General features: G+C 58.6%; 19 protein-coding genes. 12 read left to right on the forward strand and 7 right to left on the reverse strand.

Translation table 11 applies throughout. The annotated features are described in order from the left end of the window. The first annotated feature begins 28 nt into the window (after nt 1–28). From RWZ58_RS06765 to RWZ58_RS06775, 3 genes are all read left to right on the forward strand, one after another. A complete protein-coding gene (locus tag RWZ58_RS06765) occupies nt 29–1,666 on the forward strand; it encodes an L-lactate permease (RefSeq protein WP_314658110.1) in 1,638 nt (545 codons plus the stop codon). A 539-nt stretch (nt 1,667–2,205) separates the two neighbouring features. After that, the gene (locus tag RWZ58_RS06770; RefSeq protein ID WP_314658111.1) at nt 2,206–3,828 is read left to right on the forward strand and encodes an L-lactate permease; all 1,623 of its coding nucleotides are present in this window, start codon (nt 2,206–2,208) and stop codon (nt 3,826–3,828) included. A 249-nt stretch (nt 3,829–4,077) separates the two neighbouring features. Beyond that, on the forward strand, nt 4,078–4,467 hold the full coding sequence (locus tag RWZ58_RS06775; protein WP_049337517.1) for a DUF1304 domain-containing protein: 390 nt from the start codon (nt 4,078–4,080) through the stop codon (nt 4,465–4,467). 124 nt (nt 4,468–4,591) lie between these two features. On the opposite strand, the gene RWZ58_RS06780 is transcribed toward RWZ58_RS06775, so the two are convergent. Continuing rightward, complete coding sequence (locus RWZ58_RS06780; RefSeq protein ID WP_314658112.1) at nt 4,592–5,380, reverse strand: DNA-3-methyladenine glycosylase I; 789 nt, start codon at nt 5,378–5,380, stop codon at nt 4,592–4,594. Between the two features lie 213 nt (nt 5,381–5,593). Then, entirely contained in the window at nt 5,594–6,205 is a 612-nt protein-coding gene (locus tag RWZ58_RS06785; RefSeq protein ID WP_314658113.1) for a methylated-DNA--[protein]-cysteine S-methyltransferase, read from the reverse strand. A gap of 337 nt (nt 6,206–6,542) precedes the next feature. Between RWZ58_RS06785 and RWZ58_RS06790 the strand changes: the two genes are divergently transcribed. After that, the gene (locus RWZ58_RS06790) at nt 6,543–7,124 is read left to right on the forward strand and encodes a hypothetical protein (RefSeq protein WP_314658114.1); all 582 of its coding nucleotides are present in this window, start codon (nt 6,543–6,545) and stop codon (nt 7,122–7,124) included. A gap of 108 nt (nt 7,125–7,232) precedes the next feature. On the opposite strand, the gene RWZ58_RS06795 is transcribed toward RWZ58_RS06790, so the two are convergent. The 4 genes from RWZ58_RS06795 to RWZ58_RS06810 all read right to left on the reverse strand — a co-directional run bounded on the left by RWZ58_RS06795 (nt 7,233) and on the right by RWZ58_RS06810 (nt 12,693). Further along, nucleotides 7,233–7,547, reverse strand: coding sequence for an N-acyl-D-glutamate deacylase (locus tag RWZ58_RS06795; protein WP_246827224.1), 315 nt, complete (start codon nt 7,545–7,547; stop codon nt 7,233–7,235). Nucleotides 7,548–8,204: 657 nt separating this feature from the next. Then, a complete protein-coding gene (gene glpK, locus RWZ58_RS06800) occupies nt 8,205–9,761 on the reverse strand; it encodes a glycerol kinase GlpK (protein ID WP_314658115.1) in 1,557 nt (518 codons plus the stop codon). A gap of 43 nt (nt 9,762–9,804) precedes the next feature. Beyond that, on the reverse strand, nt 9,805–10,602 hold the full coding sequence (locus RWZ58_RS06805) for an MIP/aquaporin family protein (protein ID WP_314658116.1): 798 nt from the start codon (nt 10,600–10,602) through the stop codon (nt 9,805–9,807). Nucleotides 10,603–10,947: 345 nt separating this feature from the next. Then, nucleotides 10,948–12,693, reverse strand: a complete 1,746-nt coding sequence (locus RWZ58_RS06810) for a glycerol-3-phosphate dehydrogenase/oxidase (protein WP_314423753.1) — start codon at nt 12,691–12,693, stop codon at nt 10,948–10,950. Between the two features lie 122 nt (nt 12,694–12,815). On the opposite strand from RWZ58_RS06810, the gene RWZ58_RS06815 reads away from it, so the two are divergent. The 3 genes from RWZ58_RS06815 (at nt 12,816) to RWZ58_RS06825 (ending at nt 16,172) form a co-directional block, all read left to right on the forward strand. Beyond that, nucleotides 12,816–13,763 (forward strand): sugar-binding domain-containing protein, encoded by a 948-nt coding sequence (locus tag RWZ58_RS06815; protein WP_314658117.1) that lies wholly within the window; start codon nt 12,816–12,818, stop codon nt 13,761–13,763. A 229-nt stretch (nt 13,764–13,992) separates the two neighbouring features. Further along, entirely contained in the window at nt 13,993–15,369 is a 1,377-nt protein-coding gene (locus RWZ58_RS06820; RefSeq protein WP_314658118.1) for a 6-pyruvoyl tetrahydrobiopterin synthase, read from the forward strand. Nucleotides 15,370–15,380: 11 nt separating this feature from the next. Beyond that, nucleotides 15,381–16,172, forward strand: coding sequence for a transcriptional initiation protein Tat (locus RWZ58_RS06825; protein WP_298457349.1), 792 nt, complete (start codon nt 15,381–15,383; stop codon nt 16,170–16,172). A gap of 192 nt (nt 16,173–16,364) precedes the next feature. Here the strand turns inward: RWZ58_RS06825 and RWZ58_RS06830 are convergent, their stop codons facing one another. Next, on the reverse strand, nt 16,365–17,291 hold the full coding sequence (locus tag RWZ58_RS06830; RefSeq protein ID WP_298457352.1) for a LysR family transcriptional regulator: 927 nt from the start codon (nt 17,289–17,291) through the stop codon (nt 16,365–16,367). Between the two features lie 510 nt (nt 17,292–17,801). Between RWZ58_RS06830 and RWZ58_RS06835 the strand changes: the two genes are divergently transcribed. The 5 genes from RWZ58_RS06835 (at nt 17,802) to RWZ58_RS06855 (ending at nt 25,777) form a co-directional block, all read left to right on the forward strand. Then, nucleotides 17,802–21,293, forward strand: a complete 3,492-nt coding sequence (locus tag RWZ58_RS06835) for a bifunctional proline dehydrogenase/L-glutamate gamma-semialdehyde dehydrogenase (RefSeq protein WP_314658119.1) — start codon at nt 17,802–17,804, stop codon at nt 21,291–21,293. A 360-nt stretch (nt 21,294–21,653) separates the two neighbouring features. Next, nucleotides 21,654–22,046, forward strand: coding sequence for a glycine cleavage system protein GcvH (gene gcvH / locus RWZ58_RS06840; RefSeq protein WP_294627101.1), 393 nt, complete (start codon nt 21,654–21,656; stop codon nt 22,044–22,046). A 596-nt stretch (nt 22,047–22,642) separates the two neighbouring features. Next, nucleotides 22,643–23,416: a MerR family transcriptional regulator gene (locus tag RWZ58_RS06845; RefSeq protein WP_294603306.1), complete on the forward strand. Its 774-nt coding sequence runs from the start codon at nt 22,643–22,645 to the stop codon at nt 23,414–23,416. A gap of 712 nt (nt 23,417–24,128) precedes the next feature. Beyond that, complete coding sequence (locus tag RWZ58_RS06850) at nt 24,129–24,773, forward strand: MerR family transcriptional regulator (RefSeq protein ID WP_294627099.1); 645 nt, start codon at nt 24,129–24,131, stop codon at nt 24,771–24,773. Nucleotides 24,774–24,964: 191 nt separating this feature from the next. After that, on the forward strand, nt 24,965–25,777 hold the full coding sequence (locus RWZ58_RS06855) for a ParA family protein (RefSeq protein ID WP_314658120.1): 813 nt from the start codon (nt 24,965–24,967) through the stop codon (nt 25,775–25,777). The last annotated feature ends 144 nt before the right edge of the window (nt 25,778–25,921 follow it).

Below are 25,921 nucleotides of genomic sequence, written 5' to 3' on the forward strand. Positions count from 1 at the left end.
CGTGGGCTGGAAAGGAACACAGTACATCATGTGGCAGCAAGTCTACGACCCGCTACACTCGAGCGCTCTCTCTGCACTCGTGGCAGCAGTCCCGATTATTTTCTTCCTTCTGGGCCTCACCGTCCTGAAGCTCAGCGGTATTAAATCTGCCGTCATCTCCCTCGCTATTGCACTGGTCATCGGTTGCGGCGTCTTCGGCATGCCCGTCACCGCCGGTGTAGGCTCCATCCTCCATGGCTTCCTCTCGGGCATGTGGCCCATTGGCTGGATCGTGCTCATGGCAGTGTGGCTCTACCGCATTTCCGTGCGTTCCGGCGGCTTCGAAATCGTTCGCTCCTCCATCTCTTCCATCTCGAACGACCAGCGCATCCAGATGCTGCTGATCGCATTCTGCTTCGGCGGCTTCCTTGAAGGCGCTGCAGGCTTCGGTATCCCGATTGCTATCTGTGCTGCACTGCTCGTGTCCCTGGGCTTCAACCCGCTCAAGGCCGCAATGTTCGCGCTGATCGCTAACGTGAGCTCCGGTGCATACGGCGCTATCGGTATCCCCGTGACCACCGCAGCAACCCGCGGTGGCGTGGACCTGCACGCGCTGTCCATCGAAATGGTCCTGGTTCTCCAGATCATGGCGGCTCTCATCCCCGTTCTGCTCGTTGCTATTCAGGATGGCATCCGCGGTATCCGCGAAGTCGGTCTGGTGGCACTGATCGTTGGCCTGATTTACTCCGGCGGCCAGTCCGTGCTGCTGGCAGGCCTCGGTAACCCCGAGCTCGTCGACATCATCCCGCCGCTACTGGCTCTGATTGCTCTGGCACTCATCATGCAGAAGTGGCAGCCCAAGCACATCTTCCGCGAGCCCACCGCTCCCTCCCTGGAAGAAGTTCAGGCTCAGCAGAGCGTCAAGCACACCGGCGGCGAGATTCTCAAGGCGTGGAGCCCCTTCGTCTACCTGTCCGTCGTGATCCTGCTCTGGTCCACCGCGATGAAGCCGCTCTTCGCTAAGAACGGTCTGCTCGCCTTCAGCAACATCACCTTCAACATCCCGGGTCTGCACCAGAGCATCCAGCAGGCAGCGCCGATCGTTGCAACCCCCAAGCCTATCGACGTGGCCTTCACCTGGAACATCCTTGGTGCTTCCGGTACCGCAATTCTGGTCGCTGCAATCATCACCATCCTGACCTCCTCCATCAGCTGGGGCGAGGCTATCGAGGAACTCGGTGCAACCTGGAAGCAGCTGCAGACCCCGATCATCATGATCTGCCTGGTCATGTCCGTTGCTAACGTCATGAACTACGCAGGTATGATTACCTCCATCGCACTGGCTGTTGCCGCTGTGGGCGCAATCTTCCCGCTACTGTCCCCGATCATCGGTTGGATCGGCGTGTTCGTGACCGGCTCTGTGGTGAACAGCAACATCCTCTTCGCTGGCCTGCAGGCTACCACCGCACATCAGATTGGTGTCAGCCAGACCCTGCTGATTGCATCTAACACCGCCGGTGGTGTGATGGCGAAGATTGTTTCCCCGCAGTCCATCGCAATTGCAGCTGCTGCAGTAAACAGCGCCGGCGAGGAATCCAAGATTACCTCCATGGCAATCAAGTACAGCGCAATCCTGCTGGCTATCACCTGTGTTTGGAGTTACGTTCTGTCCCTGGTTGTTTCCTAAACAGCGTGAAACCCCGATGCGTGTAACTCACTTTCTGCGAGAGTAAGGTACTCCGCAACACGGTTTGGCGAAAGCCCCCTTCTACGTGAAGTAGGAGGGGGCTTTCGCGTATCTAGGATTGGGTGCTGGGGGAGGGACGGGGGCGGAGGGTGGGGAGAGAGCCGGGGAGAGCGGCGCCGGGTGCAAATATGCATATAAGTTTCATTTGTGCACACTTAAGGTCACCCTATCCTGAAGTCTAAGGAGAGACCTGTTAGCTTAGACAGATAAAGTCAAGAGCACCTAGTGAGGGGGAAATGTTCCGCTCACCGCCGCCGCGCTACGGTATATTCCAGCGGTATATTGCCTCGGCATATCGCCACAGCAAATTACCAAATGCCCGGCAGCTCAAGACCATCACGCTTCGCCGATGGACCCGTCCACGAGACACAGGACGGGCCCATCGGTTTTTATGCGGCCCAAACGCTTCCATACAGAGCAGACGCCGTACCGGAAGAAGCAACTGCCTAAAGCACAGACCGAAAGGAACACCCCGCCCCATGTGGCAGCAAACCTACGACCCGCTGAACTCACCGGTGCTCTCCGCACTGGTCGCAGCAGTACCCATCATCCTCTTCCTGCTGGGCCTGACCGTCCTGAAACTCAGCGGCCTCAAATCAGCACTGCTGACCCTCGGCACCACCCTCATCATCGGTTGCGCAGTCTTTGGCCTGCCCATCACCGCAGGCGCCGGCTCCATCCTCTCCGGCTTCCTCTCCGGCGCATGGCCCATCGGCTGGATTGTGCTCATGGCGGTGTGGCTCTACCGCATTGCTGTACGCGCCGGTAACTTCGACATCGTGCGCTCCTCCGTCTCCTCCATCTCGAACGACCAGCGCATCCAGGTGCTGCTGATTGCCTTCTGCTTCGGCGGCTTCATCGAAGGTGCCGCAGGCTTTGGTATCCCGATCGCTATCTCCGCGGCACTGCTGGTATCCCTGGGCTTCAACCCCCTCAAGGCATCCATGCTCGCACTGGTAGCGAATGCCGCTTCCGGCGCCTACGGCGCTATCGGTATTCCCGTGACCACCGCAGCTAAGGTCGGCGGCCTAGACACTGCACACCTGGCCGCAGGTATGGTTCCGGTACTGCAGATTTTCGTGGCAATCGTGCCGCTACTGATGGTTGCAATCCAGGACGGCATCCGCGGCATTCGCGAAGTCGGCCTGGTAGCACTCATGACCGGCGTAATCTTCTCCGGCGGTCAGGCAGCTATCCTGATGTTGCTCGGCTCTCCCGAACTGGTCGATATCATCCCGCCGCTGCTGTCCCTGGTGGCGCTGGCGCTCGTGATGCAGAAGTGGCAGCCCAAGCACATCTACCGCGAATCCACCGCACCCAGCCTCGAAGAAGCCCAGGCTCAGCAGAGCGTCAAGCACACCGGCGCTGAGATCGTTAAGGCGTGGAGCCCCTTCATCTTCCTCTCCGCAACCATCCTGCTCTGGTCAACCGCACTGAAGCCGATCTTCGCAACCAACGGCCTGCTCGGTGCCGCAATCCTGAGCTTCCCCATCCCCGGTATTCACCAGGCTATTACCACCGGCGCCGGCAAGACCGTGACCGCGATGTTCTCCTGGAACACCCTGGGCGCATCCGGCACCGCAATTCTGGTGGCTGCAATCATTACCGTCCTGACCTCGAAGATCAGCTGGGGCGAAGCCTTCGAAGAACTCGGCGGCACCTGGAACCAGCTGAAGATGCCGATCCTCATGATCTGCCTGGTCATGTCCGTGGCTAACGTGATGAACTACGCTGGTATGACCACCTCGATTGCCCTGGCGCTCGCTGCAGCCGGACCGGTCTTCCCGCTGCTGTCCCCGATTATCGGTTGGATTGGCGTGTTCGTGACCGGCTCCGTGACCAACGCTAACGTGCTCTTCGCGGGCCTGCAGTCCACCACCGCAGCCCAGATTGCTGTTGACCCGACCCTGCTCGTTGCCGCAAACACTGCCGGTGGCGTGATGGGTAAGATTGTTTCCCCGCAGTCCATCGCGATTGCGGCGGCGGCTGTGAACAGCGCTGGAGAGGAATCGAAGATTACCTCCATGTCCATCAAGTACAGCGCTATTCTGCTGGGCCTGGTATGCGTCTGGTCCTTTGCTCTGTCACTCATGATGGGCTAAAGACCGATACCGGATTCGGCGTAACCCCGCGTAAGAAACCCCTCGATGAGAACCCTGCAATTTTCTCTGCAGACGACGAATCGAGGGGTTTCACGCATATTCAGGGAAATTCCGATAAACCGGGAAGAAGCGTAGAATTACTTCTTGTGCTTGCTCCTGCATGATTCTGAACATCACCACAGGTTGTTGTGCTCCAGAATAAAGAACGGGCAGGTGCCTAATAGAACACCTACTGCTTAAGGAGAAATAATGCAGGCACTCGCAACGGTCACCACCGTTTTTGCCTTCGTAGCAATCGCTATTCACGTGTACATCTGGATCATCGAATCCTTCCTCTGGACTAAGCCCAAGGGCCGCGAAACCTTCGGCATGACCGAAGAATTCGCCGAATCCACCAAGGAGATGGCAGCAAACCAGGGCCTGTACAACCTGATGCTCGCCTGGATTGCCGCAACCGGTCTACTTGCCTTCTGGTTCGGCTCCCCGCAGGTCGGTGTAGCACTCATGTTCGCAGGCCTGGGCTCCATGGCGATTGCAGGTATCTACCTGTTCCTCACCTCCCCGGCAAAGCGCAAGCCGGCGCTAATCCAGCTGACCCCGCCGCTGCTGTCCCTGATTTTCCTCTTTGTGACGATTTAATAGAGCCAGCAACCTAGCTATGCGGAGAGGAGCCTCCGAGTTTTTGGAGCCGCGTGCTGCTTCCCAGGAAGTAGCACGCGGCTTTTTCATGTCCTTGGGTACGCGCACACCCAGCGAGGGGGGCTTAGGCGAAGAGACCCGAACAGCCGCGCCGATGCGAACCCACCAGGTGAGCGTCCACCATTCCGACCGCACACATGAGTGCGTAGGCGGTCACCGGCCCCAAGAACACTCCACCTAATGCCTTAAAAGATTTGGCAAGAAGCGCGGACTCGGGCGTATCGGTGGGAATATCCTCCAGAGTGCGCGGCGCAATAGTCTCGCTGGGCGCGAAAGACCACAGCCACGCCGGTAGCCCGCCCGGTATGCGCGTGCCGTCAGATAGGGTGCGCTCGCGCATCCGGTTCAGGTCTTCGTGGCTTAGCGTACGAACTCGACGGCGGCGAGTATTTGCCGCCTCGGTGCTATCCTCTTTGGCCGGGGTAGAAGAGAGGGCGATAAGAGGAAGGCGAATATCCGCCGTGGAGGCGTCACGGGGCGTTGCGGCAAGCTCACGCATCTGAAGGGTCAGGCGTGCATTGGAGATGACCGCGCGAATCTTCCGCTCGTTACGGATAATCTCTTCATCCTGAAGGAGGCGCGTAACGTCCTGGTCGGTGAATGCAGCTACGCGTTCGAGATTGAACCCCTCGAAAGCGCGACGGAACGCCTCACGGCGGGCAAGAATAGTTCGCCAGGAGAGCCCGACCTGGAACGTTTCGAGGCTCAGGGCTTCGAAGAGTCCTCGCTCGTTGGTGACGGGCATGCCCCATTCGGCGTCGTAGTAATCGCACAGAAGCTCATCGGTCACCCACGTGGGGTAGCTCGGGGTATTTTCGAGGGGGTCAGTGGGAATAGTAGGTTGCGAGGTCATGGGTTCTCCTCTCTGAGAAGTCTGTATCTGATTCGAAGTCTTAGGAATAATGTTCTACTTAAACACTAACCACAACATGGAATAATCGCAACTATATTCGATTTCGTGTCGTGTTGTAGAGCATCGAAACCGAAAACAGGTACAAAAAGGGTGGGATACGCATCCGATGCATACCCCACCCCGTCATGAGCTTCGAACGCCAGCCGGCAGGCGCTAGAAGAGCCGCGCCTCCCGCACTTCTTCCGGCTCCTCCAAATCAAGGAGGAATTGTTTACGCTCAACACCGCCGGCATAACCGGTGAGGCTTCCATCGGCACCAATAACGCGGTGACAAGGAATCATAATGGAAATTTTGTTACGGCCAACCGCCTGACCCACAGCCTGTGCGGGGGCGCCGGGGCCAACCGCACGCGAAATCTCGCCATAAGTCGTGGTGTACCCGGCAGGAACAGTCTTCAGATGTTCCCACACGATAAGCTGAAAATCAGTACCATCAGGGGCGAGGGGAAGAGTAAAGGTCGTGCGCTTGCGGTCAAAATACTCGGAAAGCTGCACGGTAGCCATCGCAAGAAGTTGCGCCGCCGCATATTCGCCTAGGGGCTCTTCATCTTCCGCCGTACCGTGCTCCCGCAGGTAGGTGCCGGGGTTCTCAATCAGCTCGCCGAGCTCATGGGGGAGCGGAAAATGCGCCTGATCCTCGTACCAGATGCCCACAATCGCATCCGCGCGGGCGGCGATGTAGAGCGTGCCCACGGGGCTTGCGTAGCGCGTGTACCAGCGCGCGAGCGCTTCCGGTGGCTGCGGCGAATCGGTCGCTTTGGTCATGCTCTTCCTCGTAGGCTCGTGGGCGTGTACTGCAGATGATGGTAGGGGTAAATACCCCTTTCAACCATCATAGGGGAGGGGCGCCTCCGTACCGTACCCGCGGCGGGTTTTGTCTATAACTAACCGCTATCTATGAGATTTATACGCCGCCCTTGAAATATCTCACGAGGTCCCGCCAATTTTGATTGAGCCCGAAGACCTGGCATTCTGTGAAGTGCACACCGATACACCGCAATTCAATACTCCGGCTTCTCCACCCCGCACCGGGTGGGGGATGACCTGTGTTTCTCGTGCCCCAACGATGGGTTCAACGACGACTGAAATTGCAAGGAGAAACATGGAAGACCTGAAAGACCTCCGCCGGCAGCTCAAGGAAAACCCGGAGAGTCGAGAACTCAATAACCGTTACGCGCAGGCGTGTCTTGACATCGCGAAAGAATATACCGTTACGTCCCAGGGGCATATCTTTATTTGCGCGCCCTCAGATTTTGAAGCCGTACAGTACGTCATGGCCAAGATCCCTGATGCTTCGCTTCTAGATGGCGAAACTCTGGAGGAATACAACCGCCTGGACAGAGCCGTTACCCAAGATCGTATAAATAGAGGTAGGCCCGGTAGCATGATGGGCATTTACTATGCCTTCATCTTTTTTATAGTGATGCCTACAATGGTGCTACCAATCCTTGCGCTGTGGGAACTCAGCGCGGGGAGCACCTCAGACCACACCCGCAACCCGAGCGTCCTCATTTACCTGATTCCGGCCGCTCTCATTATCGTTGCGCTCATCTGGGTTGGGTGGCTTGTTGAGCGAATCCCCGGTTGGAAATATAACGCTCTGATAGTCGAAAAGAACAAAAAGATAGAACTAGCCAGAACCGAAGCTGAAGCGCAGCGGAGCACTGACTCAAACCAGAAATAATCTTGAGTGCAGGGCCGGACTCTGAACCGCGATTTTAATGCAAACGTGCCGCCTTACCAATACCAGTGAGGCGGCACAATTATATTGTCTGGGGGGATGAGGAGCTCGCTACTTAGCGGCTACTCCGTTGGTATTGCCCTCCGTGTGGTGCAGATGCGGCAGATGGGTCGAGTGCAGGTCGTGACCGAGCACATCGTGCGCATCCGGGTCCTCGTTCGGGAGCACGTGCGAGTACTTGGAGTAGTAGCGGTACAGTGCGTAAGCACCAATCACCGTCAGCACGATAGCAACGCCCAGAGCCCACGGCACAGCCGCGGCAGAGTACAGGGCGGAGAAGAGCACCAACAACCAGGAGAGAGCAGCTGCAAGAACCGAAACGTTCATAGCAATAATTGCAAGCTTGCGGCGACGGACATCAACCATAATCGGTGCGGGATAACCCGCTCCCTCCTTCCAACGGAGTATGTCTCCGTTCTCACGAGCACCGGAAGGTGCCATATGCTTAACCAACCGCCATCTTCGCGGTTAGAGCAGGACCAATAAGCCTATATATCTATGATACGGCGCTTGAAGTAGACATCAAAGGTTTACAAACACCATTAGAGCAACCCCACATAACAGGTGAACGGATATCTCAATATGAGGTATAAAATGCGTAATTCTTACACAAAAGATGGGTACTCCATGCCCTCTCATTCACGCTACGAACTGTGTAAGAAACGATAAAAACTCACCGTCCGCCGCGGTATTCGGAACCACGGCGGACGGTGATAGGAGCGTAAATAAGTATCAGCGCGAACCGCTGGTTGCGCGAGGAGACCCAGAATATGTCAACGGGATCCTGCACGGTACTGACACCTCACGAACAATACCGCGGGAAGCAGCCGGCGGAAGATACTGCATTTACAATCACCCACCGTACCCCAGCACTAATTTTTGTAGAAATCACGCCGCAATAAAAGCTAATAGATGCGTCATAAAACAGCGAGAAGCCCCGGCTACCTCAACCCCATAGCGGGGGAGAAGCAGCCGGGGCTTCGTTAGTACGCGGGCCGTGCCGTTAGGCGGCGGGTACTGCGATTAGGCGGTCTGAACGTCCTCGTCAACCCACTCGAGGGTACGGGAGACAGCCTTCTTCCACAGGCGGTACTGGCGGTCGACCTCTGCCGGCTCCATGGAGGGCAGCCAGCGCTTGTCCTCAACCCAGTTGTCCACAACGTCCTGCTCGCCGGTCCAGAAACCAACAGCGATACCTGCAGCGTATGCTGCACCCAGGGCGGTGGTCTCAATAACCTTCGGGCGGATTACGGGAACGCCGAGGATGTCAGCCTGGAACTGCATGAGGAACTCGTTAGCGGTCATGCCGCCGTCCACGCGCAGCTCGGAGAGCTCAACACCGGAGTCAGCGTTCATTGCGTCGAGAACCTCGCGGGTCTGGAATGCGGTTGCTTCCAGTGCCGCACGCACGATGTGTGCACGGTTCACGTAGCGGGTCAGACCAACGATCACGCCGCGAGCGTCGGAACGCCAGTGAGGTGCGAACAGGCCGGAGAATGCGGGAACGACGTAGCAGCCACCAGAATCCTCAACGGAGGTAGCCAGCTCCTCAGACTCAGCAGCGTTCTCGATCATGCGCAGGTTGTCGCGCAGCCACTGGATCAGGGAGCCGCTCATTGCAACCGAACCTTCCAGAGCGTAGACGGGTGCCGCGTCGCCAATCTTGTAGGCGACGGTGGTCAGTAGACCGTTGTCGGAGAAGACAGGCTCGGTGCCGGTGTTCATGAGCATGAAGTTACCAGTGCCATAGGTGTTCTTCGCCATGCCCTTCTCGAAGCAAGCCTGGCCGAAGGTGGCAGCCTGCTGGTCGCCCAGAATACCCGCGATGGGGGTGCCGCTGAGCAGACCGGTGGGGCGACCGAAGCCGTACACCTCGGAGGAGGACTTAATCTCGGGCAGCATGCTCATGGGGATGCCCATGTCGGCAGCAATCTGCGGATCCCACTGCAGGGTGCGGATGTTCATCAGCAGGGTGCGGGATGCGTTGGTCACGTCGGTGACGTGCACGCCGCCGTCAACACCACCGGTCAGGTTCCAGACCAGCCAGGTGTCGGTGTTGCCGAAGAGCAGGTCGCCGCGCTCGGCGCGCTCGCGTGCGCCCTCGACGTTGTCCAGGATCCACTTGATCTTGGGGCCGGAGAAGTAGGTGGAGAGGTTCAGACCGACGATGTCGTGGTACTTGCCGACGCCCTCTTCGCCTGCGAGTTCGTCCACAATCTCCTGGGTGCGGGTGTCCTGCCAGACGATTGCGTTGTAGACGGGCTCACCGGTGTTCTTGTCCCACACGACGGTGGTTTCGCGCTGGTTGGTGATGCCGACTGCAGCGATTTCGTGGTGGTTGACTTCGCCATTTGCCATGGCGGTTGCTACGACCTTACGGACGTTCTGCCAAATCTCGGTTGCGTTATGCTCGACCCAGCCTGCCTTGGGGAAGATCTGCTCGTGCTCGAGCTGACCGTATGCTACGTTCTCGCCTGCCTTGTTGAACAGGATCGCGCGGGAGCTGGTGGTGCCCTGGTCGATGGAGAGGATGTACTTGCGCTCGGTGTCGAGGGTTGCGGAGTGCAGAGAAGTCGTCATTGATTTTTCCTTAGAACAAAAGAACGGGGGTTATGTGAGAGGTTTAGAGGGGCAGGACTGCCGGAACGATCAGGCCAGCGAGGATTGCGCCGATGATCGGGCCAACAACCGGAACCCATGCGTAAGCCCAGTTGGAGCCGGTCTTACCGGGGATGGGCAGGAAGGTGTAGGCGATACGGGGGCCGAGGTCACGTGCGGGGTTGATAGCGTAACCGGTTGCGCCACCGAGGCTCATACCGATGGATACAACGACCAGGGCAACAGCCAGGGGGCCGAGCTCGCTGGGGGTCTTACCGGATGCGATGATCCAGCCAATCAGGACGAAGGTACCGAAAATCTCGGTGATGACGTTCCAGCCGTAGGACTTGATGGCGGGGCCGGTGGAGAAGATGCCGAGGCGGTCGCCCGGGTCCTCATCGAAGTGCTTCTTGTAGGTGAGGTACGCTCCGGTTGCGCCGGCCATTGCGCCGAGCATCTGAGCGACGATGTACAGGGCAATGTTGCCGGGGGTTGCGGGAACGCCGGTTGCCAGGTCCTTGCCTGCGGTTGCCAGGCCAACGGTCACTGCGGGGTTCAGATGCGCACCGGAGAGGAAGGAGAGGTACACGGCGGTGAACACTGCCAGACCCCAGCCGAAGGTGATAACAACCCAGCCTGCGTCCTTAGCGTAGGACTTCTTGAGGGTCACTGCGGCACATACGCCGGCACCGAGCAGAATCAGGATGAAGGTGCCGAAGAACTCGGAAGCGAAGATTCCGAGGGCGGTGGGGGCGCCGGATGCATCCACGAGAGCGGATGAGCCGGCTGTAAGTACAGTTCCTGCGGAAGCAAGAAGAGACATTGTTGCTCCTTGAAGACGAAGCGTCTGGAAGGCAAGCGAACCTTTGCTTGCATGTTCCCGTGCATCCTCACCGCACGGGCGGATCGGGGCACAACGCTGTGCTGAAATGTGTAGCGGATTGCTACGAAAAGTTGATGGATGTTTCTGGATGAGAAGCAGAACGTACCAGTGGGCTAACCCTGTATTTAGCGCTCTGCTTCTTGTGCAGGGGGTTTATCGTAAACGGTTATTTAACCGTCCGTCCACCCCTCACCAAAAAATATGAGTTAGCCCATACCGGTGAGGGGCGAACAGTCGGTTCGTACCAAATAATCGGTTACGAAAGGTATGCGGAATCTCTAAGGATTAGAGCTTCACGCGGGGTGCCACGGGGGTGACAGCCTCAATCTTTGCGGATGCTTCAGCATCGGTGGAGGTGGACTCTGCCTCGCGGATGGCCTGTACGCGTGCTGCGTAGAGGTCGCGCTCTTCCTTGACCTTCTGGTCGTCCCAGCCGAGCTCGGAACGCATGATGTCGAGGATTTCCTCTGCCGCTGCCAGGCCGCGGTCGCGCTGCTCGAGGTCGAGGCGTACGCGGCGGACCAGCACGTCCTCCAGGTGCAGGGCACCTTCGTAGCGGATTGCGAAGACGACGTCTGCGCGCAGGAACTGGGGTGCCTTAGCCAGGGGAGCGCCGAGGGACGGGTCAGCGTCGATGAGAGCGCCGAGGTCCTCAATCTGTGCACCGTAACGCTCGAGCAGGTGGGTGATGCGGTCCTCGTCCCAGCCGTAACGCTCTGCGTAGCGTGCGCGGTTAGCGGCGATTGCGTGGTAGCCGTCTGCACCGACCAGGCCGATGTTTGCGGTCACGGAGGGGTTCTGCTTAGCCTGCTCGCCCAGTGCGAAGTCGACAGCGTCGGCAGCCATGACACGGTAGGTGGTGAGCTTGCCGCCTGCGATTGCGCTCATGCCGGGTGCAACCTCGGTCACGGTATGCTCGCGGGAAACCTTGGTGGATGCTGCGCCGTCCTTGACCTTGGGCTGCAGCAGCGGGCGCAGACCGGTGTAGGTGCCGATGATGTCCTCGCGGGTCAGCGGGTTAGCGATCAGCTTGTTAGCCTGCATCAGCACGTAGTCGATGTCCTTGCTGGTTGCGACGGGGCGCTCGCGGTCCTCGGAGTAGGGGGTGTCGGTGGTGCCGATGATCCAGTAACGCTGCCAGGGGATGATGAAGAGAACGGACTTCTCGGTCTTGGTGAAGATACCGCTGGTTGCGTTGATGCGGTCGCGGGGAACCACGATGTGGATACCCTTGGACGCCAGAACCTCCAGGCCACCCTCGGGGTTAGCGAGGGACTCGGACTCTTCGGTCCACACGCCGGTTGCGTTGATGACGTGCTTTGCGCGCACGTTCAGGCGCTCGCCGGTTTCCAGGTCTGCCAGCTCAGCCCCGATGACGCGGCCGGATGCGTCCTTGGTGAAGCCGACAACCTGGGTGCGGGATGCAGCCAGTGCGCCGTAGCCTGCAGCGGTGCGGACGACGTCGATGACGAGGCGCGCGTCGTCAACGCGTGCGTCGTAGAACTGGATTGCGCCGCTGAATGCGGAGTCCTTGATGTCGGGGAAGACGGTCTTGGTGCCTGCCTTGGTGAAGTGGCGCTGGGAGGGAACACCCTTGTGGCCGCGAGAACCGAGGAATGCCAGGGTGTCGTACATGCCGATGCCGATTGCGGAGTATGCGCGCTCGATGACGGGCATCTTCAGGGGCCACAGGAAGGGCTGTGCGTGCACCAGGTGGGGAGCGATCTTGTTCAGCAACAGGCCGCGCTCGGTCAGTGCTTCGGTCACGAGCTTGAAGTCGAGGTTGTAGAGGTAACGGAGGCCGCCGTGGACAAGCTTGGAGGACCATGCACTGGTGCCTGCTGCCCAGTCGCCTGCTTCGACGATGCCGGTGCGCAGACCGCGGGTTGCTGCGTCGAGGGCAATACCTGCACCGGTAATGCCGCCGCCGACGACCAGGACGTCGAGTTCTTCGTTGACCATGCTCTTGAGTGCCTGGGCGCGGGACTCAGCAGTCAGCTGAGACTGCTGTGCAAAGTGCTGGGAGCTCATGTAGTGCTCTTTCTTGTCGTGCCGCGTGAGCGGCGTGGGGTTTCATCTTGCAAATAGTAAAACCCAATGGTGAAATAATAACCAAACCACATGAACGGATTTTCACTGGGGGTCTGCGAGCAATGAACGAACGCGCTAACCAAACCTACGAGGCGGCGCAGCTTTACTACATTCACAACATGACGATGGACGCTATTGCGGCTCGACTTGGGGTGTCTCGCGCTACGGTGTCGCGTCTGCTCAAGAGCGCCCGCGAGAGTGGTATGGTGCAGATTCGCCTGGATGAATCTTTCCGTACCCGTAGCGAACTGGAGCGCCGCATTGGTGAGCGCTATAAGGTGCGCGTCACCCTCGTGAATGTGCGCTCGGACGCGACCCCCATCGCCCGCATGAGCCAGGTGTCTCGTACTGCCGCGGCGTTGCTTGATTCCCTGGTTGATAACGGCACGAGCCTGGGTGTGGCGTGGGGTTCGACCATGACTGAGATTTCTCGTCACCTGCCGCGCCGCCCTCTGAAGGGTGTGACTGTCGTGCAGATGAATGGCGCCGGTAACGCGCATCATTCGGGTATTCCGTACCTGGGCTCTCTGCTGGGGCAGCTGGTGAATGCCTATGATGCGCAGGCGATTCACTTCCCGGTTCCCGCGTTCTTTGACTATGCGGACACGAAGACCGCCATGTGGCGTGAGCGTAGCGTTCAGAAGAACCTGCATGCCCAGCACAATGTTGACCTCGCTATTTTTGGTGTGGGTGCTTTTGGTGGCCCTATTCCTTCTCACGTGTATTCGGGTGGCTATTTTGAAGCGCAGGAGCAGCGTCAGTTGCGTGAGCTGGGTGTTGTGGGGGATATGTGTACGATTCTTCTGCGTGAGGATGGTTCCTGGGCTGATCTTGAGTTGAATAAGCGTGCGTCGGGTCCTACTCCTAAGGAGCTGGCTCGTATTCCGCGACGTATTTGTGTTGCGTCTGGTACGCACCGTGTGCGTGCTTTGCGTGGCGCATTGCGTACGGGCGCGATTACTGATTTGGTGCTTGACGATGCGCTGGCAAAGGCGCTGATGGAGAAGTAGCTAAAACTAATCCCCTGGATGGAAGGGCACCTTGAAGCTAAAGGGTGGTGCGTGAGAGTTTTCTAGAGGAAGCTTTCAAGCATTGCCTGAGTGATGCTTCAAGGTGCCCTTTAGTGTCGTCAAAAACTGATTTCTAGCCCTACAATGTGAAACGTTTGCGCATGTGAAAGCGCATATTTGTGCACTCCGTTGAATGTGTGCGCCACTCACCGTTAGAAAGAACCAACCAATGACCCCGACCTATAACGCCCAGGTGAATCCGCATCTGGGTGCTCCCGGCATTACCACGATGCACGGTGATGCCCAGTCCTCTGACGCTACTCCTCTTGCTGGCCCCGGCGCTGGTAACTGGACGATTACCGGCACGAAGCTCGGTGGCGCCTGCCCGACGATTCTTGCCGGGCGTGACGGCTTCATCCAGGTGCTCTGTACCCAGGTCTTCGCCCACGGCGAGTTCATTACCCCGAAGCTCTCCATTCTTGACCCGCATACGGGTCGTGAACTTTCGCACCTGGACATTCCGAAGGGCGCGCTGCTGGGCGGCGTGTACGCTTACCTTGACGCGCAGGACCGCATGGTTCTAGTGGATGGCTCCCAGTGCCTGCTGCGCCTCTCCCACTCGGCGGACGGACGCAGCATCCGGGTTGATGAGCGCATTGACCTGAGCCGCATGCTCGCCCAGAGCGCCAACGACGCTGTGGTTGGTCTGGTGCCCGACTGGGCCGGTCGCATTTGGGTTGCGACGAAGAACGGCTACATTGCGGTGATTGATTCTGCCCGCGGCACGATTCGCTCGATGCGCTTGAATAAGGCGTCGATTGCTGGTGAGCGTATCGATAACTCGATTTCGGCGTGCCCGCAGGGCGTGAGCGTGGTGACCTCCCACGCGATTTATATGCTGAACGCTACGGCAACCGGTGCGCCCACCCTTAAGTGGTGGCATGCGTACGACCGCGGTAGCGCCCGTAAGCCGGGTAAGCTCGCGTGGGGTTCTGGCGCCTCCCCGACCTTCTTTGGTCCGAACGGCTCCGATTACGTGATGCTGACCGATAACTCTGATATTCAGGAGTCGGTCATTGTGTACCGCACCGATAACGGTGCGAAGGTCGGTAGCGCCGGCTTGTTTAACGCTGGCACCTCTGGCACCGAGAACTCCATGATTGGTGTGGGTAACACGATGGTGGGCGCAAGTACCTACGGCTACCCCTACCCGAAGTACCCTGAGGGTGCCGGCCCTTCGGTTCCCGCGAACGCGCTTTTTGCTCCCGGTATGGAGCGTTGGGATATTACCGGTCGCGGTCTGCGTAAGATCTGGGACCGTAGGGACGTTTACTCTTCTGCTGTTCCGCGCTATTCCACTGCTGACGGGCTGATTTACACCTGTGAGCGTCGCCGCGGCCCGGCTGGTTTGGCGAATGGTGCTTACGCGTGGGCTGTCGCGATTGATATGGAAACCGGTAAGACTGTGCACGAGCAACGCCTGCCTCAGCATGTGAGTCTGCTGCTTGGTGGCGGTGACACCCTGCAGATGGTGGGCACGATTGACCGTTACGGCACCTGGTGGCAAGGCACGATTAGCGGCGTGTACCGTATCGCGAAGGCTTAGGGGAGTAGAAAATGACTAAGAATAATCTGATGAACGCTTCTCGCCGTACCGCGTTGAAGGTTGCGGGTGCTTCGGCTGCCCTGGTAGCTGGTGGCGTGAGCGCTGCGGAGGCGGCAACTCGTTCGGGCGGCAGGCGCGGCGCGCACGGTACTCCGGTGACTCAGCGTCCCGGCGGACATCGTGGTGGCCAGCGTGGACAGCATGGCGGCGCGGCGAGCTCCGCGCTGGTGCAGGTGCCGATGCGTTATAACGAGTCGTGCATCCGCCTGGAGTTGAAGGCGGCGTCCGGTGTACAGGCTGTGTCTATGCAGAGCCAGCCTGCGCGTACTGTTGCGTTCAAGAATCTGCCGACTCGCCTGAGCATTATTAATGAGGGTAATTCGACCCTGCCGGTGGGTACTCGCCTGATGGTGCGCGCTCGCGCGCAGGATCCGAAGACCGGCTTGTTGCTGAATCCTGCGGTGACTCTTCGCGTGACCTCTGGTCAGGCGGTGCTGCCTTCGGGCAACTTGGGTGCTTCGGCCCTGGTGGCTCCGGTGGATGCTCTGAATCTTGATGCGGTGCGCCGTAGCGAACAGACCGGTCAGGCTGGTTCCGGCAGTGAGAACGTTCTGGAGTTGCGTACTGCTATTCCTCGCGGTCACCGTCTGGATGTTCAGCTGAATTATCAAGTGGCTTCTGGTGTTGCCGGTTCTGCGTTGAAGAATGTGCACGTGAGCGCTGTGCTGGATATGGCGGCGGCTGGTCTGTCCTCTTCGTTCTATGAGGTGCAGAGCCCGGCTGTGGTTGCTGCGCTGAACTAGCGGTTGCGCTGGCCCCTATGGCTCCTACTAAGGATGGGCGCGGCGGGGGAGTAGCTCCGCTGCCTGTACTTTTATACCTCTATATATAGGCGCCTGTTCAAAAAGGCATAGTGAAAGGTCGGGGTCGTTCGTGGGAACGGCCCCGACCTTTGCTTTGTCTGGTGTGCCGGCATGGGCGGCGGCTGAGTTTTCCTATGCGGTTTCGGTCTTTTCATGCTCGCCGAATGCTACCTTGACCGCGTGGTGCAGTGCTTCGCGCACCATGGCGATGGCGGGGTTGGCGGCGGATTCGCGGCGTACCGCGGTGAAGATTTTGCGGGAGGGTTTGCCGGGTAGCTCCACGATGCGTAGCCCCTCGGTGGTGGAGAGGGAAGAGAGGATGAAGCCGGGCACGATGGTGACGGCGAATCCAGCCTTGACGAGGTTGGAGTTCGTGATCATGTCGTTGGCGCTGTATCGGATGACCGGTTCGAACCCGGCGGTGCGGCACTGGTTGAGTGCCCAGCTGCGGGAGGTGTTCTGTTCCATTTCGAGGACCCAGGGGAGTGCGTGAGCCTCTTCAATGGAGGTGATGGTGGAGGTGCTGGGCACAATCAGGCTGAGCGGGTCTTCGGTGAGCAGTTCGGAGTGCAGCTCGGGGTATTCGGGGATGTGGTGGTGCGGGTAGGCTTCGGAGAGCACCATGTCGTATTCGCGGCTTCGGGTCAGGGAGGTGCCGGTTTCGGGGTCGATTTGCAGTACCTGCAGGGTGAGCGAGGGGGCGTGCTCGGCGAGGTAGCTGAGGGTTTCCGGTAGCAACGCGAAGGCGGCGGACTGGAAGATGGCGAGGCGCACCATGCCGGCGGGTTCGCCGGTGAGGTTGGCGACGGAGGTTTGCATGCGGTCGAGTTCGCGCAGGATGCTACGGGCGCTGTCGACGATGATGAGTCCGGCGCTGGTGAGCTGTACGCGCCTGCCGATGCGCTGCAACAGCGGGGTGCCGGTTTCTTTTTCGAGGGTGGCAATCTGCTGGGAGACGGCGGAGGGGGTGAGGCTGAGCGCTTCTGCGGCGGCGATGATGGTGCCGCGTTCTTGGATTTCGAGGAGCATTTGCATGCGTCGGATGTCGTAGATTGACACGTTTTTCTCCCTGGTGCGCCCGGTTGTTCGGGTGGGTTGCGCTCCCGAACTCTTCCGTGGTGCGTCTCTCATTGTGGACTCTTGTCTATGGTACCGCGTGGGCTTTGTTGCGGCTCTTTTTGAGACGGGGAGGCCTTCGGAGGCGCATGTTGGCTTGTACGGCGGGTATTCCGGGAGAGTGTGGTGAACCTTAGTTCTATAGATGCTTTTGGGAATGGTTTTGAAGTGTTCGATTGTTACGAGATGGGTTCGGTATTTGCGTTCTGAAAGTGCTAGCCTGAGAGGGATGGATAGCGGTGTTGCTATGGTCTTCGTTTCTTCTCTTTGGGCTCGGTGTTCGGAGGGTTGCCGGGCGGGAACCACGCTACACAATCATTTAGAAAAACTAAATGGATTTTGGAAAAAACATTCAGTTTTTCTAATGAGGTATTTATTACCCTTTTGTGGTGAAATAGAGACATCGCCAAACGTGGTGTGCACCGCACACAGTAAGATAGTTAGGAGTCAAGGATGACCCATCCTTTCGCATCTGAGCACTACCAGAAGATGGCTCTGGAAGCTCGTCAGCTTGTTCGTCAGTGGGTAAACGAGTCCCAGTCGATCAAGCCCACCTTCGCGGCTGAGCAGCTCGCCGGTGTTCTGAAGGACCCCAATGGTCTTCCCTTCACCGTCGGCTTTGTTGATGGCGTTATTCGCCCCGAAGACGACAACGTCTCCGGCCGCAACCTTTCCCGTATTTCCGGTCTGGCACCCTCCTTCCTGCCCTGGTACATGAAGTCCGCTGTTGGCTTCGGTGGCAAGCTGGCTGGCAAGGTCGCATGGCCTACCGTTCCCGTTGCACGCCGCGTGCTGCGCGAGATGGTCGGTCACCTGATTGTCGACGCTTCCGAGGAGAAGCTGGGCGACGCAATTGCAGAGCTGACCAAGACCGGTAACCGCCTGAACGTCAACCTGCTCGGTGAGGCAGTTCTGGGTGACAAGGAAGCAGAGCACCGCCTGGCTGAGACCAAGCGCCTGCTGGCACGTGACGACGTTGACTACGTCTCCATTAAGGTGTCCGCTGTTTCCGGCCCCCACCAGCACTGGGCATTCGACGAGGTTGTCGAGACCGCTGTTCGCCGCCTGACCCCGCTGTACGAGCTGGCTGCTTCTTCCTCCCCCAAGAAGTTCATCAACCTGGACATGGAGGAGTACAAGGACCTCGACCTGACCATCGAGGTGTTCACCAAGATTCTGGACCAGCCTCACCTGAAGGACCTGGAAGCCGGTATCGTGCTCCAGGCATACCTGCCCGACACCCTGGCTGCAATGCAGCACCTGCAGGAGTGGGCTGCTAAGCGCGTTGCTGCTGGCGGCGCAGGCATCAAGGTCCGCCTGGTTAAGGGTGCAAACCTCTCCATGGAGATCGTGGAAGCTGTTATGCACGGCTGGCCGCTGACCACCTGGGACACCAAGCAGGCTGCTGACACCAACTACAAGCGCGTTCTGGACTACGCACTGCGCCCCGAGCACGTGAAGAACATCCGCCTCGGTATTGCAGGTCACAACCTCTTCGACGTTGCATTCGCACTGCTGCTGTCCGAGGACCGCGGTGTCAAGGACCGCGTCGAGTTCGAGATGCTGATTGGTATGGCTGAGCAGCAGGCAGAGATTATCCGCCGCCGCGTTGGCCACCTGCTGCTGTACGTGCCCGTCGTGAACCCCAAGGAATTCGACGTTGCTATCGCATACCTGATCCGTCGTCTCGAGGAGAACGCTTCCTCCGAGAACTTCATGTCCGGTATCTTCGACCTGGCAACCGACGAGTCCATCTTCAAGCGCGAAGAGGACCGCTTCATGCGTGCACTGAACTCCGTCACCGACGAGGTTCCCGCATCCAAGCGTACCCAGAACCGTCTGACCGAGAACGAGGACAACGTCTTCGTACCGGCTGGCCGCTTCGAGAACACCCCCGACACCGACCCCGCACTGGCGGGCAACCGCGAGTGGGGCCGCGCAATCCTCGAGCGCTCCAAGACCACCAAGCTGGGCATTGACACCCTCAAGGCTAACGAGCTGACCAGCGAAGCTGACGCAGAGAAGCTGATCAAGGAAACCGAAGAGGCTGGCAAGGCATGGGGTAAGCTCTCCGGCCACGAGCGTGCAGAGATTCTGCGCAAGGTCGGTAAGGCTATCGCCCTGCGTCGTGGCGACCTGCTGGAGGTCATGGCAGCTGAGGCTGGCAAGACCCTGGAGCAGGGTGACACCGAGGTCTCCGAGGCAATCGACTTCGCATACTACTACGCAATGCTGGCTGAGGACCTCGAGAAGATCGACGGCGCAAAGCCCAAGTCCGTTGACCTGACCCTGGTTGTTCCCCCGTGGAACTTCCCGACCGCTATCCCCGCCGGTGGTGTTCTGGCTGGTCTGGCTGCAGGTTCTGCTGTCATCTTCAAGCCCGCAACCATCACCGCTCGCACCGGTGCCCTGATCGCAGAGATCATGTGGGATGCAGGCGTTCCCAAGGAAGTTCTGAAGCTCGTCAAGGTTGTTGACCGTGCTGCAGGTAAGCTGCTCATCTCGCACCCCGAGGTTGACCGCCTGATCCTGACCGGTGGTTACGAGACCGCTGAGCTCTTCCGCTCCTGGCGTGATGACCTGCCCCTGTTCGGTGAGACCTCGGGTAAGAACTCCATCATCGTCACCCCGAACGCTGACATCGACCTCGCCGTCAAGGACGTCGTCTACTCGGCATTCGGCCACGCAGGTCAGAAGTGCTCCGCTGGTTCGACCGTTATCCTGGTTGGCTCCGTGGCACAGTCCGAGCGTTTCCGCCGTCAGCTGCTTGACTCCGTCAACTCGCTGCACGTGGCACACCCGCAGGACATCGAGTCCCAGATGGGCCCCGTTGTTCAGAAGCCGGAAGAGAAGCTGCTGCGCGGTCTGACCACCCTCGGCCCGGGCGAGCGCTGGCTCGTTCAGCCCAAGGAACTGGACGAGACCGGTCGCCTCTGGAGCCCCGGTGTTCGCGAAGGCGTCAAGCCCGGTTCCGAGTACCACATGACCGAGTACTTCGGCCCCATCCTGGGCATCATGACCGCTGACACCCTGGAAGAGGCAATCGAGCTGCAGAACGCACCCGACTACGGTCTGACCGCAGGCCTGCACTCGCTGGATGCTGACGAGCTCGAGCTGTGGCTCTCCAAGGTCCAGGCAGGTAACCTGTACGTCAACCGTGCAATTACCGGTGCAATCGTTCAGCGTCAGCCCTTCGGTGGTTGGAAGAAGTCCACCGTGGGTTCCGGTACCAAGGCTGGTGGCCCCAGCTACCTGATCGCTCTGTCCGATTGGGAGCCCGCACAGGCAACCGCGACCGCAACCACCCAGTCGGTGACCGTCCGCGAGACCCTGGCTACCATCGAGAACTCCGAGCTGGGCAAGCGCGAGGACTTCGCATTCATCAAGCGCGGTGTCTCCTCTGACGCACACGCTTGGGACACCGAGTTCGGCTTCGGCCACGATCCCTCGAAGCTGGGCGTCGAGCGCAACATCCTGCGCTACGTACCCACCCAGGTTCTGGTTCGTGCAGACGAGTCCGCATCGCCCGCAGAGACCCTGCGCGTTGTGCTCGCCGGTCTGGCAGCTAACGCACCGGTTGCTCTGTCCGTCGGTAAGGACCTGCCGGTCGACGTCCGTGGCGTCCTGGAGAACAAGGGTGTCAAGTACGAGGTCAAGTCGGACGCTCAGTTCCGCGAGTACCTGGCTTCGAACGCTAAGACCCCGGTTCGCGCACTGGCTGGTACCCCGCTGGAAGGCACCCGTATCCGCTACATCGGTAACGATGTGAAGTCCATCTACTCGGCACTGGGTGGTCGCCCGGATGTTGCAGTGTACTTCGCACCGGTCACCGAGGCTGGCCGTATCGAGATGCTGCCCTTCCTCCGCGAGCAGGCTGTTTCGATTACCGCACACCGTTTCGGTAACCCGAACCGCTTCTCCGAGCGCGTCATTTCTTCCCGCTAAGGCGCTGTGAGAGTTTAGCTCTCTAGCCTAAGGCTCAGGGCCCTGCACCTTCATGGTGTGGGGTCCTGGGCTTTTTGCGTCTCTGCTACTCCCTGATATAGGGGAGTGGGCCCAAGGCTGTGGGCGTGAAGGTGATTAATAGAGAGGCGCCTAGAGGCCGATAAGAGACGGATGCTTAGGTGCACGGGTAAGAAGAGGAAAAATAGCGTCATAGAAATGGTACGGGGGTGTTTAGACGTGCCCCGCGTTACTTCTTATGTGATAATTGGTGTAGGACGTTTCGCAATCCCACACGCGGAACGGAACCGTGCGCGGGAAGGTCCGCGCTACGCAAGAACACACTGAAAGGACACCGCTGCTATGAGCAACGTTCCCGCAGAACTCTCTTACACTTCTGAGCACGAGTGGGTTTCCGCTCTCACCGCTGAGGGCACCGTCCGTGTTGGTATTACCGACCACGCTCAGGATGCACTGGGTGACGTCGTCTACGTCGACCTTCCCTCCGTTGGCGACTCTGTAGCTGCTGAGGATAGCTTCGGTGAGATTGAGTCCACCAAGTCTGTCTCTGACCTCTTCGCTCCCATCTCCGGTGAGATTGTTGCTGTCAACGAGGGTCTGGAGGATGACCCCGCACTGGTTAACTCCGATCCTTACGGTGAGGGCTGGATCGTTGAGATTCGCCCCGAGAACGCTGACGACCTGGCTAACCTGCTGGATGCAGAGGCATACAAGGCTGAGCTGGCTAAGCTCTAAGTCGATAGACTCTATAGCCCTGACGTTCCTCAAAATAAGAGGTACGTACTGATAAAACGGCGAGACCGATTGGTCTCGCCGTTTTTCATTTAAAGTGCACACAAACGCAAATAAACGGGTGCATGTAAGGTTCATCTTGAGGGTCACCGAAGCCGTCGAAGGGGCTTGAAATATGGCTAAACCCCTAGTGGGGGCCTCTTTCAAGTTAAATGTGATGAAAACTTCAACTATCGCGAGAAGATAAAATTTTCTCTGTAAAGCAGTCCAATATGGGGTATGAGTGTTAGCAATATTGGAATTTTGCTAAAATTGGTATTGTCTCTACAGAATAGTGTTTGATTGTGTGGCTATTTTTGGGTTCAAAAAGCCCCTGAAAAGGGCGAACTAAATAGCAAAATGCCTTGTGAGGCTATAAGATTGTCTCGAAGGTTTGCGGTTTATCATTTCGTGATAAACAACTGAACTTATCTATCACACTCTCAACACTAAGCAAAGATGTTCGGCACGAAGCGAGACCCTCAACCGGAGGAACGAGCCACTCACTCAAACTTCGGCTCGTATCGACATCGGCTGAACAAAGTACCCGAAAGACATAGATGACCTCACGCATCGATGAAAACCTCACTAACGCTGAGGTTGAACTAGAGGACGTGGAGAACGGCGACTCTGACCGTAACCCGCGTGACGTTAAGAGCCGGACCATTGGTCAGGTTCTTAGCCAGCTCGACCTGGAGTTCCCCGGAATTAGCGCCTCCAAGATTCGCTTCCTGGAGGAGCGCGGCCTGGTGCACCCCAGCCGTACCGAAACCGGTTACCGTAAGTACTCCCAGACGGACATTGAGCGCCTGCGCTACATTCTCACCATGCAGCGCGATCACTACATGCCGCTCAAGGTTATCCGTCAGCATCTGGAGGACCTGGAAGCTGGTCGCGTGCTGAACTCCATGCCCGCCACCGTAAGTGAAGACGTCCTGGATACCGTCCTCGGACCGGATGAGCAGGAAGGTCGCACCTACACCCTGCGCGAGCTGGCAGAGTACGCTAACACCACCCCCGAGCTGATCCGTGAACTGATTGATTTCGGACTGCTCGAAGATGGCTCGGATGTTGAATACACCGACTACGACGTGCTGATTGCCCGCGTGAGCGCAGAGCTGACCCAGCACGGCATTCAGCCCCGCCACCTGCGCGCATTCAAGTCTGCGGCAGACCGCGAAATCTCCCTCGTGGAAATCGCAGTGGCTCCGCTGGCATCGCGCCGCGACGCAGCCTCCCAGGCTCAGGCGCAGGAACGTGCCGACAAGATTCGCAAGTTGTGCCTGCAGTTGCACGCAACTCTCGTTGAATCGGCAATGCCTACCTACGAGTAGGTGAACGAAGGCCCAGACAACCGGACCGTCTACCCTTCACAACTCTTGCGGTTCTACCGCACCCCACATGGGGTTTTCCTGTCGGGAAACACTGCTGACCACGGTGATTCCCTCTATAGTCCCTACTCGCACCAACGGGTAGCGGCCTCTAGACTTGGACGAAGCCGACGCTGGCACGCTCGGAATTTCTACCCCTTCGTCCAACACGAAGAGCTTTCTCACCAGGGGGCTCCCGGCCTGCCAAGGCTATTCACTCAACTCAGCTGTAAATGCGTACGGACTACCTATCCGTACGCATTTACTTTTTAAACTCCCGCCACGCAGCGGAGATGGGGGAAAGCGAATCGAATGGCGGGGGAGGGGCTCGCCTCATACGGTGTTAATGCAGGAGAATGAATCTGAAAAGATCATTTGCTCCGGTGGGTTCAATTTTAAGTAGAGCCCTCTATCAGTTAAAATAGATTGAACAACCGCGCCTATCGCGCATCGGTCGCACTATCGAGACGTGTTCCGCGAATCGTATTGTCGAACCAATGTGTAGCATTGAAAACCGCGCCGGAACCGAGAGGGACCACGCGAGTCATAGACGCAGATTCTAGATTTCAACCCTAGAATCTCACCCCGACAATCGGGGCTACACCGGAACGATATCGACCGCATTTGATAGGGCGCGGTGAAGCACTTAAAAGGGTTTAACGAAAAAGGAGGGACCGTGCTAGAGCAGCATGTAGCCGAAAATGCAGGCGAGGCCGCAACCACGCACGCACCCCAGGGGTTTGACCAGCCCCTGGACGGCTTCGATACCCTCTTCCCCGTAGCACCGCCTCCGCGCGGTGAGCAGGGCGTGCTCTTCACTGACCCTGTCTCCGTGGTCGAGGAAAACCTCGGCTACCGTGGCGCCGTCGCCTGCAAGGCAGCCGGCATCACCTATCGTCAGCTCGACTACTGGGCACGCACCGACCTGGTTGTCCCCACCGTGCGTGGCGCATCTGGCTCCGGTACCCAGCGCCTCTACAGCTTCCGCGACGTACTCGTACTCAAGATTGTGAAGCGACTGCTCGACACCGGCGTGTCCCTGCAGCAGATTCGCACCTCCATCGAGCACCTGCGTACCCGCGGCATTGACGACCTCGCGAACATCACCCTGATGAGTGATGGCACCACCGTCTACGAATGCACTTCCCCGAGCGAGGTTATTGACCTGGTTCAGGCGGGACAGGGCGTCTTCGGTATCGCTATCGGCCGCGTCTGGCGCGAAATTGAAATGAACCTCAACGGCCAGCCCGGCGAAGAAATGCATGAGAACTTCGAAGGCGACGAACTCGCCGCCCGTCGTGCCCGCCGCGCACAGGCATAAAACATAAAACGTAAATCTGCCCGCGTTTGCTGCCAACCTAGGTGGTGAGCGTGGGTAGAAGCTTTAAACATGATGCAAAGTTCAAGGGTTACTTGAGAAAAAACTTAAGAACACCCCTGTCAGAGCCGGAAGAAAAGCGAAGATTCGCTAAAATAAAGGGGCATTACACCTCACTCAAAAAAGGGACCTGCATGCCCCGCATCGTCAGTATCAGCAGCCTCAAAGGTGGCGTCGGCAAAACGTCCATCACTTTGGGGCTCGCCTCCGCGGCATTACACAGCGGACTCTCCACACTCGTTATTGACCTCGACCCCCACGGCGACGCCAGCACCGGCCTGGCAGTGGATGAAACCATCCCCGACGTCGCCTCCCTAATCGCCAGCTCCAATGAGCGCGCCTTCGTGGAGGAAGCCGGTAGCTCCTCCTGGAACTCGCTCGTCGGCAAACCCACCCTGCTGACCAATAACCCCGTGACCACCGGTAGCGTGAAGGTGGCGCGAGGCTCGGCGCGCTCCACCCTCGTGGACCGGCAAGAAGCCGCGCCGTTCATCCGCCGATTCAAGCGCATGGTGGAAGCGGCAGCGGACGCCTACGACGTCATCCTGATTGACTGCCCGCCATTCCTCGGCACCCTATCTTCGATGGGCTGGGCGGTCAGCCAGCGTATCCTCTCGGTTGCTGAGCCTTCCCTCTTCTCCGTGGCGGGTACCGAACGAACCCTGCGCGCCATCGTACGTTTTCAGCAGGAAAGCGGCATCAGCATCGACGGTGCGGGCGTCATTATCAACAAGATGCGTCCCAACGACAGTGAACACCGCTACCGCCGCGACGAAATGCGCTCCCTCTTTGGCGAGCTCGTGGCAGAACCCGTACTCGCCGAAAGCCCCGTGCTGCAGCGCGCCCAGGGCGCCGCGTACCCGATTCATTTTTGGCCCGACGAAGAGTCGGTTGATCCCGCCATTGACTTCACCCGCCTGCTGGCTGGACTGATGGCTGATATCTAAGCGCTGACCTCTAATCGCAGATATCTACGCGTCACTAATCCGCGGGCTCACATAGTTTCAACGCTTGAGGTCTCAACGCTTGAGTGCGTCTTCTCAAAGAACCGCTGTGTTCTCAGTGCTGTGTTCTTTGGGATGGCGCACTTT

This window comes from uncultured Rothia sp. (genome assembly GCF_963544205.1).
In the GTDB taxonomy this organism is placed as follows: domain Bacteria; phylum Actinomycetota; class Actinomycetes; order Actinomycetales; family Micrococcaceae; genus Rothia.

Excerpts from the sequence above, each read along its gene's own strand:
- RWZ58_RS06765 (WP_314658110.1), top strand. The coding sequence starts at position 29 with ATGTGGCAGCAAGTCTACGACCCGCTACACTCGAGCGCTCTCTCTGCA.
- RWZ58_RS06825 (WP_298457349.1), top strand. The coding sequence starts at position 15,381 with ATGACTAAGAATAATCTGATGAACGCTTCTCGCCGTACCGCGTTGAAG.
- RWZ58_RS06790 (WP_314658114.1), top strand. The coding sequence starts at position 6,543 with ATGGAAGACCTGAAAGACCTCCGCCGGCAGCTCAAGGAAAACCCGGAG.
- RWZ58_RS06835 (WP_314658119.1), top strand. The coding sequence starts at position 17,802 with ATGACCCATCCTTTCGCATCTGAGCACTACCAGAAGATGGCTCTGGAA.
- RWZ58_RS06780 (WP_314658112.1), bottom strand. The coding sequence starts at position 5,380 with ATGACCTCGCAACCTACTATTCCCACTGACCCCCTCGAAAATACCCCG.
- RWZ58_RS06810 (WP_314423753.1), bottom strand. The coding sequence starts at position 12,693 with ATGAGCTCCCAGCACTTTGCACAGCAGTCTCAGCTGACTGCTGAGTCC.
- glpK (WP_314658115.1), bottom strand. The coding sequence starts at position 9,761 with ATGACGACTTCTCTGCACTCCGCAACCCTCGACACCGAGCGCAAGTAC.
- RWZ58_RS06820 (WP_314658118.1), top strand. The coding sequence starts at position 13,993 with ATGACCCCGACCTATAACGCCCAGGTGAATCCGCATCTGGGTGCTCCC.
- RWZ58_RS06785 (WP_314658113.1), bottom strand. The coding sequence starts at position 6,205 with ATGACCAAAGCGACCGATTCGCCGCAGCCACCGGAAGCGCTCGCGCGC.
- RWZ58_RS06805 (WP_314658116.1), bottom strand. The coding sequence starts at position 10,602 with ATGTCTCTTCTTGCTTCCGCAGGAACTGTACTTACAGCCGGCTCATCC.
- RWZ58_RS06795 (WP_246827224.1), bottom strand. The coding sequence starts at position 7,547 with ATGGTTGATGTCCGTCGCCGCAAGCTTGCAATTATTGCTATGAACGTT.
- RWZ58_RS06815 (WP_314658117.1), top strand. The coding sequence starts at position 12,816 with ATGAACGAACGCGCTAACCAAACCTACGAGGCGGCGCAGCTTTACTAC.
- gcvH (WP_294627101.1), top strand. The coding sequence starts at position 21,654 with ATGAGCAACGTTCCCGCAGAACTCTCTTACACTTCTGAGCACGAGTGG.
- RWZ58_RS06845 (WP_294603306.1), top strand. The coding sequence starts at position 22,643 with ATGACCTCACGCATCGATGAAAACCTCACTAACGCTGAGGTTGAACTA.
- RWZ58_RS06770 (WP_314658111.1), top strand. The coding sequence starts at position 2,206 with ATGTGGCAGCAAACCTACGACCCGCTGAACTCACCGGTGCTCTCCGCA.
- RWZ58_RS06775 (WP_049337517.1), top strand. The coding sequence starts at position 4,078 with ATGCAGGCACTCGCAACGGTCACCACCGTTTTTGCCTTCGTAGCAATC.
- RWZ58_RS06855 (WP_314658120.1), top strand. The coding sequence starts at position 24,965 with ATGCCCCGCATCGTCAGTATCAGCAGCCTCAAAGGTGGCGTCGGCAAA.